The sequence below is a fragment of the Micromonospora sp. KC213 genome, from assembly GCF_004348325.1.
In the GTDB taxonomy this organism is placed as follows: domain Bacteria; phylum Actinomycetota; class Actinomycetes; order Mycobacteriales; family Micromonosporaceae; genus Micromonospora.
In genome coordinates this window covers 1-8,917 of record NZ_SMKF01000205.1, presented here as the reverse complement: position 1 = coordinate 8,917, position 8,917 = coordinate 1, and the positions used below count along the sequence as shown (strand labels likewise).

8 protein-coding genes are annotated in these 8,917 nt (G+C 75.5%); 2 read left to right on the top strand and 6 right to left on the bottom strand.

Annotated features, from left to right (window positions below):
• From E1166_RS27000 to hemE, 6 genes are all read right to left on the bottom strand, one after another.
• Window positions 1-326 (bottom strand): hypothetical protein (locus E1166_RS27000; protein WP_207914560.1); only part of this gene is annotated, 326 nt, incomplete at its 3' end.
• Window positions 323-2,899 carry a trypsin-like peptidase domain-containing protein gene (locus E1166_RS26995; protein ID WP_165944440.1) on the bottom strand — a complete coding sequence of 859 codons (2,577 nt, stop codon included), beginning with the start codon at window positions 2,897-2,899 and terminating at the stop codon, window positions 323-325. The genes E1166_RS27000 and E1166_RS26995, both read right to left, overlap by 4 nt.
• A gap of 22 nt (window positions 2,900-2,921) precedes the next feature.
• Window positions 2,922-3,248 (bottom strand): CU044_2847 family protein, encoded by a 327-nt coding sequence (locus tag E1166_RS26990; protein ID WP_132269980.1) that lies wholly within the window; start codon window positions 3,246-3,248, stop codon window positions 2,922-2,924.
• Between the two features lie 159 nt (window positions 3,249-3,407).
• On the bottom strand, window positions 3,408-4,109 hold the full coding sequence (gene hemQ, locus E1166_RS26985) for a hydrogen peroxide-dependent heme synthase (RefSeq protein WP_132269983.1): 702 nt from the start codon (window positions 4,107-4,109) through the stop codon (window positions 3,408-3,410).
• On the bottom strand, window positions 4,106-5,530 hold the full coding sequence (gene hemG / locus E1166_RS26980) for a protoporphyrinogen oxidase (protein ID WP_132342733.1): 1,425 nt from the start codon (window positions 5,528-5,530) through the stop codon (window positions 4,106-4,108). Before hemG ends, hemQ begins: the two co-directional genes overlap by 4 nt.
• 12 nt (window positions 5,531-5,542) lie before the next feature.
• Window positions 5,543-6,685, bottom strand: a complete 1,143-nt coding sequence (gene hemE / locus E1166_RS26975) for a uroporphyrinogen decarboxylase (protein ID WP_207914558.1) — start codon at window positions 6,683-6,685, stop codon at window positions 5,543-5,545.
• Window positions 6,686-6,832: 147 nt separating this feature from the next.
• On the opposite strand from hemE, the gene E1166_RS26970 reads away from it, so the two are divergent.
• Window positions 6,833-7,402 (top strand): DUF3000 domain-containing protein, encoded by a 570-nt coding sequence (locus E1166_RS26970; protein WP_132269990.1) that lies wholly within the window; start codon window positions 6,833-6,835, stop codon window positions 7,400-7,402.
• Between the two features lie 125 nt (window positions 7,403-7,527).
• Window positions 7,528-8,841, top strand: coding sequence for a ribonuclease D (locus tag E1166_RS26965; RefSeq protein ID WP_132342731.1), 1,314 nt, complete (start codon window positions 7,528-7,530; stop codon window positions 8,839-8,841).
• Window positions 8,842-8,917: the final 76 nt, after the last annotated feature.

Below are 8,917 nucleotides of genomic sequence, written 5' to 3'. Positions count from 1 at the left end.
GCCTGGGCCCGCGCCACGGCCGCCATCTCGCTGTGCTGCTGATCGGTGGTGACCGGAGCCGGCTGGATCCGGGCCGGGCTCTGCGGGTGCAGCTCGTTCCAGAGCTTGACCAGTTCCTCCCGCTGCCCACCGGGGCTGGTGTCCTTGCCGCTGAGGATCACGAGTTCGCCGGGTTCCAGCGGCTCCTCCCGGGTGGCCGCGTACCACCCGACGGTGGCGACCACGCCCAACACCACGCCGACCGCCACCCCGGACAGGAAGCCCGACGGCACCCGCCAGCGGCGGGTCTGCACGGCGGACGGACCGCTCCGCCTCAGGTCGGTCACTGCTCGGCTCCGTTCTCCCAGAGTTGCCGGAACAGCCCGGTGAGGGCCCGGTCCACGGTGCCGGCCGCCGCCTCGACGCACTGCCCGCCGGTGCCCCCGGCGGTCTGCCGCAGGGTGCCGGCCCGCCCCCGGTCGTCGCAGCTGGCCTCCCCCACGGCGATCACGTAGAGGCGTACCGGCAGGTCACCGTCGAGGCGGGGCACGAGGCCACCACTGGCGGTGTCCCGCCCGTCGGTGAGCACCACGACCGCCCGCAGGTACTCCTCCCGGGCACCGCCGAGCCGGCGCACCTCCCGGGCCGCCGCGTCGATCGTCCGGTACAGCGGGGTGTCACCCGCCGGCACGGTGCCGCGCAGCCTCTCGAGCAGGGCCGGGTCACCGCCGGGGGCGGCACGGCTCACCCCCCGCAACCGGGCCACCGACCCGCGGTACGCGGTGGAGAACGCCCAGACGCCCACCTCGTCCCGGCCGCCGAGCTGCCCCAGGGACGCCGCCACGCCGTCCACCGCGACATCGAAGCGGGTGCCCCGGCCCGCGTCGGCCAGCATCGAGCCGGAGGTGTCCAGCGCCAGCAGCACCCGGGCCGGCCGGCGGGCCTGCCGGTGGCGGCGGTCGGCGGCGTACAGCGCCGCCGGGCCGCTGGCGTACTCCCACTGCGGGTTCTCCAGCAGCCACCCGGGAAGCACCCCGTTGATCTCGCTGAGCGCCGGACCGGCCCGGTCCAGACCGGGCACCCGGAAACCCCGCGCCAGCAGCACGTCGCGCCCGCTTCCGGTCAGCCAGCGCAGGAAATCGTCGGTCGCGGCCCGTGCCGCGGCGGACTGCACCGGACCGGGCCAGTCGAGCAGGACGATCCGGTGGTCCACTCCCGGGGTCTGCTCCGGGTAGAAGGCGACCAGCGAGCGGTCCCACGGTGGCCGCCCCCGCTCCGTGCAGCCGTGCCCGAGCCGCCCGCCGAGGTTGAACTGGACGAGGGCCTGCTCGGTGGAGATCACCGCGGGTGGCACGGAGGCCGCCGGGTCGAGCGCGAGGTGCCGCTGCCGGCACAGCACGGCGGCGAGACCGTCCAGCGGGTGCCCGTGAACATCCTGGGCGGCCTCCAAGCGCCGCTCCACCTCCCGCCGGATCCACGCCACGCCGGGCGCGCCGTCGTAGAGCGCCACGTTGACCATCCGGGCCTCCGGGGACACCCCCGGATCCGGGCGGACCACCTGCCAGCCGGTGCCTGCCAGCCGCCGCCCGGAGCCGGTCAGCAGCGGCTGCTCCCCCGGCGCGCGGCTGGCTTTGGCGAACAGTTCCGGCCAGGTGAGGGCACGCTGCCGGTCCGGGTCGTCCCGCCGTGCCACGACCCGGCCCCGGGGCACCGCGAGGACCAGCGGCGACCGGGCGACCGTCGCGTACGCCCGGACCACGCCCAGGCGCAGCACCTCCTCGGTGGGCGCGTCTGCCCCGGGGAACCACGCGTCCGGTCGGGGTCCGACGTCGGCCGGGTACCAGCCCGGCCGTCCGCCGCCCGAGCCGGTGGCGGAGGCGCCGGCCGTCGCCGACCAGCCCAGCGTGAGGCCGTGGGCGACGTCCCGGGCGGCGGCCGGATAGACGAAGACGTTGGTGGTACGGCAGCCCCCGGTCTCCGCCGCGCGCCACCGCTCGTACGCCGCGGCCACCGCCTGGTAGGTGTCCAGGTCGTCGGGGGCGGCGGCGACGCGCAGTTCGACCGGTGGGGCGCACCGGGGCGGCGGCTGCGGCACGGCGACCGCACCGGCGGCGAGCAGCGCCGTGAGGAAATTCGCGACCCGTCGGCGGGTCCGCCAGCGGGGCGCGGACGGACCGGTCGGCTCCCGCCAGCGGGGAAAGGGCTGCCGCCAGCCGGGCAGCACCCGGGGTCGACCGGACCGGTCGGTCAGCGGCAGACGGCGGACCGGGACCATGAAGCCCGCGGCGTAGTGCGTCTGCGGTTCGGCGCGTTTATCCGCCCGAACGACCATTCCGATGACGCAGCGGATCCGGCTGTCCCAGACCGGGGCGCCGGAGAAACCCGGCTCGATCGGATAGCCGGAGTCGGTCAGCTTGACGATCTGCACGAGGCCGGCGCCGACCGGCCCGACCAGGCGCCCCTCGAACCACCGGCCCTGCTGTTGGGCCAGGGAGAACAGCGGAAATCCGTACACCCGACAGAACCGGTCGCGGGTGCCGGCCTGCCCGGGGCGGGCCAGCCGGACCGGACGGACCCCGGCGGGCGGCGGCGCGCGCAGTTGCAGGACGGCATGGTCTCCGGAGCCGTCCGCTCGGGCGGGCTGCCAGTGCCGGGGCAGTACCACCGCGGTGAGCGGTCGCCCCGGCTCCGCCAGGGGGAAGACCACCGAGACCGTGGCACCCTCGGGCGGCTCGTCGGCGCCCGACCCGGCCCCCAGCGCGGCACGCACCACATGTGCGCAGGTGAACAGCCGCGTCGCGTCGATCAGGAAGGCGGTCCCGTAGACGCGGCCGTCGGCGCCCCGCACGGCGGCCACCGCGAGCCGCACGTCGTCGGGCACGGGCCGGCCCGGCGGGCCACCCCACGCCGCGCCGATCACGCTGCCGCCCGATGCCGCCGGGTCAGCCGGCGCTGCCGGCCCGGTTCCACTCGACCTGCACCTTGAGGTTCGCCTCCGAGGTGCCACTGGCCACCACGAGGCCGGCCTTGGCCGAGAGCTTGACGCCGAACTCGACGCTCACCCGGTCCGGCGGCTGCGCTGCGGCGCGCAGGTCCGCCAGCACCGCGTCGGCCAGCGGGCGGAGCCCGGACAGCACGGATTCGAGGGTCTCGTGCGCCCGGGCGACCACCTCGCCCGGGCGGCCGACGGCGACCGTCTCGTCGTCGTCGGGCACCTCGACGCGGACGGCGCCACCACCGGTCAGTGGAAACTCGACGACCTGGGACATCCGGCCTCCCCGACCCGCGCGACGACAACGACGATGACGATGACGCGAAAAGTTACCACGATGGATCTGCCACGTTACCGTCCGCGCTCAACGCCGGCTGGCCCCAGCGCACCGGGAGGCGCTCGCCGTCCGCATTCCGACAGGGGCGCCCGTCCGAAGTCAGACCAGACCGTTGACGATGTCGGCCACCGCGCGCCGCCGCCCGGTGTAGAACGGCACCTCCTCGCGGACGTGCCGGCGGGCCCGGGATCCGCGCAGCTCGCGCATCAGATCGACGATGCGGTGCAGCTCGTCGGCTTCGAAGGCGAGCATCCACTCGTAGTCGCCGAGGGCGAACGAGGCGACCGTGTTGGCCCGCACGTCCGGGTAGTCCCGGGCCATCCGCCCGTGTTCGGCGAGCAGCTCGCGCCGCTCGGCCTCCGGCAGCAGATACCACTCGTACGAGCGGACGAACGGGTAGACGCAGAGGTACGGGCGGGGCGTCTCGTCGGCCAGGAACGCCGGGACGTGGCTCTTGTTGAACTCGGCTGGCCGGTGCAGCGCCAGCTGTGACCAGACCGGGGTGAGCGCCCGCCCCAGCGTGGTCCGCCGCAGCCGCAGGTACGCGTCCTGCAACGCGTCGCTGGACGACGAGTGCCACCAGATCATCACGTCCGCGTCGGCGCGCAGGCCGGCCACGTCGTAGACGCCGCGGACCACGACGTCCTTGCCGGCCAACTCCTCGAAGAGGGCCTCGACCTCGCCGGTGACGTTCTCCCGCAGGGACGGCAGCGGGCTGGTGGCCCGGAAGACCGACCACATGGTGTAGCGGATGGTGGCGTTGAGTTCCTTGAGCCGGGCCGCGTTGCTCTGCTCGGTCATTGACCCGATCCTCCCAGTGCTTCGATGATCTCCCCGGCAGCGGTTTCGCCGGAGCGGACGCAGACCGGGATGCCGATCCCGTCGTGACCGGCGCCGGCCAGCGCCAGCGTCGGGTGGTGCGCGCGCAACGCCGCCCGGGCGGCGGCGAGCCGGTCCAGGTGCCCCGGAAGGTACTGGGGCAGGGCCCCACCCCAGCGTTGCACGTGGGAGGCCAGCGGCGCGGGCAGCGCCGACCCCAGCACCCGGGACAGTTCCCGGTGCACGGTGGCCACCAGGTCGGCGTCGGCGAGCTGCAGCTGCGTCTCGTCGCCGTACCGGCCGACGGAGGCGCGGACCAGCGCGAGCCCGTCCGGCCGGGCCAGGTGCCCCCACTTGGTGGTGAAGAACGTGGCGGCCTTGACCAGCAGGCCCTCGCTGGCCGGCACGAGGAAACCGGAGAGCCGGGGCAGTGGTGGTGCGGGCAGGGCGAGGGTGACCAGGGCGACGCTGGCGTAGTCCAGCCGGCCGACCGTGGCGGCGGCCTCGGGGGCGACGTCGGCGAGCAGCCGGGCGGTGGGCCGGGCCGGCGCGGTGAGCACGACCGCGTCCGCCTCGACGTACTCCGGGTCGCGGGTCGGGCCGACGGTGAGCCGCCAGCCGTCGGCCGTCGGCTTCAGTTCGCGTACCGCCGCGTTGCGGCGGATCGTCGCCCCGCTGGCCCGGGTGGCCGCCTCGACCAGGGTGCCCAGCCCGCCGGCCAGGGTGCCGAAGATCGGGCGGGGGCCGCCGGTCGGCGCGGTCCGCGCGAAGCCGGCCTGCGCCGACCGTACCGCCCCGGTCAGGGTGTGCGCGACGCGCGCCGCGCGGGCCAGCGCGGGCATGGTGGTGGCCAGCGACAGGTCGTCGGCGCGGCCGGCGTACACCCCGCCCAGCAGCGGGTCGACCAACCGGTCCACCACCTGATCGCCGAGCCGGGGGCGGACCAGCGCGCCGACGGCCACGTCCTCGTCCGGACCGAGCAGTGGACGGCCGGCGTCCCGGTCGGCCGCCGCGTCCACCTCGGCGACCTCGGCCACCACCGCGAGATCCCCGGGTACGCCCATCAGCGTGCCGCCCGGGATGGGGCGCAGCCCGGCGTCGATCACGAGCGCGGCCTGCCCGACGCTCGGGTGGACGATCCGATCGGCCAGGCCCAGCCGGTGGACCAGGGTCACCGCGGCGGAGTCGCCGCCGGTGGCGGGGTCGCGCATGAGGAACGATTCGGCGCCGAACTCGACCGTCGCGCCGGCCAGCTCACCGGTGCGCAGCTTGCCGCCGAGCACGCCGGACTGCTCGTACACGGTGATCTCGGTGCCGGCGGGTGCCCGGTCGCGCAGCCGGACGGCGGCGGCCAGCCCGCTGATCCCGCCGCCGACCACCGCGATCCGCCACGGTCGCCGCATCGTCGTCCTACCCTATTCGGTCGGTCGCGCGGAGACCTCGTGCACCAGCGCGACCACCCGGGTCAGCACGTCGGGGTCGGTCTCCGGCAGGACGCCGTGACCGAGGTTGAACACGTGGCCGGGGGCGGCGCGGCCCTGCGCGAGGATCCGCCGTACCTCAGCCTCGACCACCGGCCATCCGGCGAGCAGCAGGGTCGGGTCGAGGTTGCCCTGCACCGCCTTGTCCGACCCGATCCGTCGGGTGGCGACGTCGAGCGGGGTACGCCAGTCCACGCCGACGACGTCGGCGCCGGCCTCGCCCATCGCGCCGAGCAGTTCGGCGGTGCCCACCCCGAAGTGGATCCGGGGTACGGTCTGCGACCGCTCCGGCTCGGCGCGTCTGTCGCCGCGCCGCGATCCGGAGCAGTCGTCGGCCAGCCCGGCGAGGACGCTGGCCGAGTGCGGCAGCACGTAGCGGCGGTAGTCGGCCTCGGAGAGCGCCCCGGCCCAGGAGTCGAAGAGCTGTACCGCGGAGACCCCGGCGTCGACCTGCACCCGCAGGAACGCCAGCGTCACCTCGGCGAGCCGGGCGCAGAGGGCGTGCCACAGCTCCGGCTGGCCGTGCATCAGCGCCTTGGTCTTCGCGTGGGTACGCGACGGCCCACCCTCGACCAGGTAGCTGGCCAGGGTGAACGGGGCACCGGCGAACCCGATCAGCGGGGTGTCGCCCAGCTCGGCGACGAGCAGCCGGACCGCCTCGTCCACGTAGGACACCTCGTCGCGGCCGATCGGTCGGATCCGCTCGACGTCGGCGGCGGTGCGTACCGGCTGGGCCACCACCGGCCCGGTGCCGGCCACGATGTCCAGGTCGACGCCGGCCGCCGCGACCGGGACCACGATGTCGCTGAACAGGATCGCGGCGTCGACCTTGTGCCGGCGAACCGGCTGGAGGGTGATCTCGGCGACCAGTTCGGGCCGCCGGCAGGACTCCAGCATCCCCACGTTGGCCCGGATCTTGCGGTACTCCGGCAGTGACCGGCCGGCCTGGCGCATGAACCAGACCGGGGTGTGCGGCCCGGGCTCGCGGCGGCAGGCCCGGACGAAGGGTGAGTCGGCCGGTCCGCCGCTGCGGAGGTCTCCGTCTCGGGCGGCAGTGCCCGTGGTGTCGGTGGTCATCGTGGCCATCGTGCCACGGGGGTCGGGAGCCGGAGCCGGCAGCGCCGCCTTTTGTGACTCTCGCCCGCCGGGCCGTCCGGCCCTGGCGCGGCGGCCTTCGGCGTGCCGCTGCCGGCGGGCGGGTCGCCGGCGGCATAGGCTGCCGTCATGGCCCCCCCGATCGCGCTCCCGGAGATCTTCGCCCGCGCGGTCGCCGGGCTGCGGTCGGTGACTCCCCGGGCCGAGATCGAACTGGAGGAGGTCGGCGCCCCCCAACGGCTGGCCCCGTACGCCTTCGCCCTGTCCGCGGCGGTGCTGCGCGACGAGGACGAGGTCGCCACCGGCCGCCTGGTGCTGCTGCACGATCCGGCCGGGCACGAGGCATGGCGGGGCACCCTGCGGCTGGTCACCTACGTCACGGCGGAGTTGGAGGTCGACCTGGCCGCCGACCCGTTGCTGCCCGGGGTGGGCTGGACCTGGCTGACCGACGCGCTGGAGGCGTACGACGCCCGGCACCGGGCGGCCGGCGGAACGATCACCCAGACCATGTCGACGAGGTTCGGGCAGCTGGCCGGCCCGCCCGCGGTGGGGGACATCGAGATCCGGGCCTCGTGGACGCCGCTCGACGCCGACCTGGGCCCGCACCTGGAGGCCTGGTGCGCGTTGCTGGCCTCGACGGCGGGCCTGCCCCCGCCGGGGGTGACCGCGCTGTCCGAGCGCCGTCCCGCCACGGCCTGAGCCGTCCCCCGGTCGATCATCGCGCCCGACTCGGCTGTCACCGTCAGTTCGGGGGGCGGACACTCGGCCGACACACGGCGGACCGGCTACGCACACGAGATCGCGCGGCGCACTAGGGTTGTCAGGTGACCGACGAACCACCCCTGCGCCGTCGGGCCGTCGAAAGCCGTACGGGAGACGCTCCACCCTCGGCCACGCCGGGTCCGCAGGACGCGGGGACCGACCAGCCCAGCGGCGGCCCCGTGCCGTTGACCGCGCCCCGCGACGGCACCCCCCAACCGGTGGCCGCCCCCGGCGATCTCGACGAGGTCGTGGCCCGCTTCGCCGCGGGCACCGGCCCGGTGGCCCTGGACGCCGAACGCGCCTCGGGCTACCGCTACAGCCAGCGCGCCTACCTGGTGCAGTTACGCCGCGAAGGTGCCGGCACGGCGCTGATCGATCCGCTGCCGCTGCCCGATTTGTCCGCGCTCGACGCCGCGATCGCCGGGACCGAGTGGGTACTGCACGCCGCCAGCCAGGATCTCGCCTGTCTCGCCGAGGTGGGGCTGCGTCCCCGGCGGCTCTTCGACACCGAGCTGGCCGCCCGGCTGGCCGGCTTCGAGCGGGTCGGCTTGGCCGCGCTCACCGAGCAGCTGCTCGGCTACACCCTGGAGAAGCACCACTCGGCGGCGGACTGGTCGACCCGTCCGCTGCCGGAGTCCTGGTTGACCTACGCCGCGCTGGACGTGGAGCTGCTGGTGGACCTGCGCGACGCGCTGGACGAGGAGCTGGCCCGCCAGGGCAAGTCGGAGTGGGCGGCCGAGGAGTTCGCGGCGCTGGTCCGCAACGGTGCCCGCCCGCCCCGGGTCCGGGCGGAGCCGTGGCGGCGCACCTCCGGCATCCATCGGGTACGCGGGGCGCGCGCCCAGGCCCGGGTGCGTTCCCTGTGGTATGCGCGGGACCAGATCGCCGCCCGGCGGGATGCCGCACCGGGGCGGGTGCTGCCCGACTCGGCGATCGTCGCCGCCGCGGAACTGGATCCGAAGGACGAGAAAACCCTGCTCACCCTGCCCGGCTTCGGCGGCCGGTCGGTGCGCCGGCTGGCGCGTACCTGGCTGGCGGCCCTCGACGACGCCCGGCAGTTGCCGGAGGAGGCGCTGCCGGTGAGTCCGGTGGTGGAGGGGCCACCCCCGCCGCACCGCTGGGCGGAGCGGGACCCGGTGGCGGCCGGACGGCTGTCGCGCAGCCGGGAGGTGGTGGTCCGGGTCGCCGGCGAGCACCGGCTGCCCCCGGAGAACCTGATCGCCCCCGACTCGATCCGTCGTCTCGCCTGGCAACCCCCGGCAGACATCACGCAGGACACGGTGGCCGAGACCCTGCGCACCCTCGGCGCGCGGGAATGGCAGCTGAGCCTCCTCCTCCCCGCCCTCACCGACGCCCTCCTGCCGCCGTCTGGTTGATCATTTCGCGCCTGCGACACGCCACGCGGGGCAGGTGAACTTCATGATCAGCTTGGCCGGGCGACCGGGTGGGGCG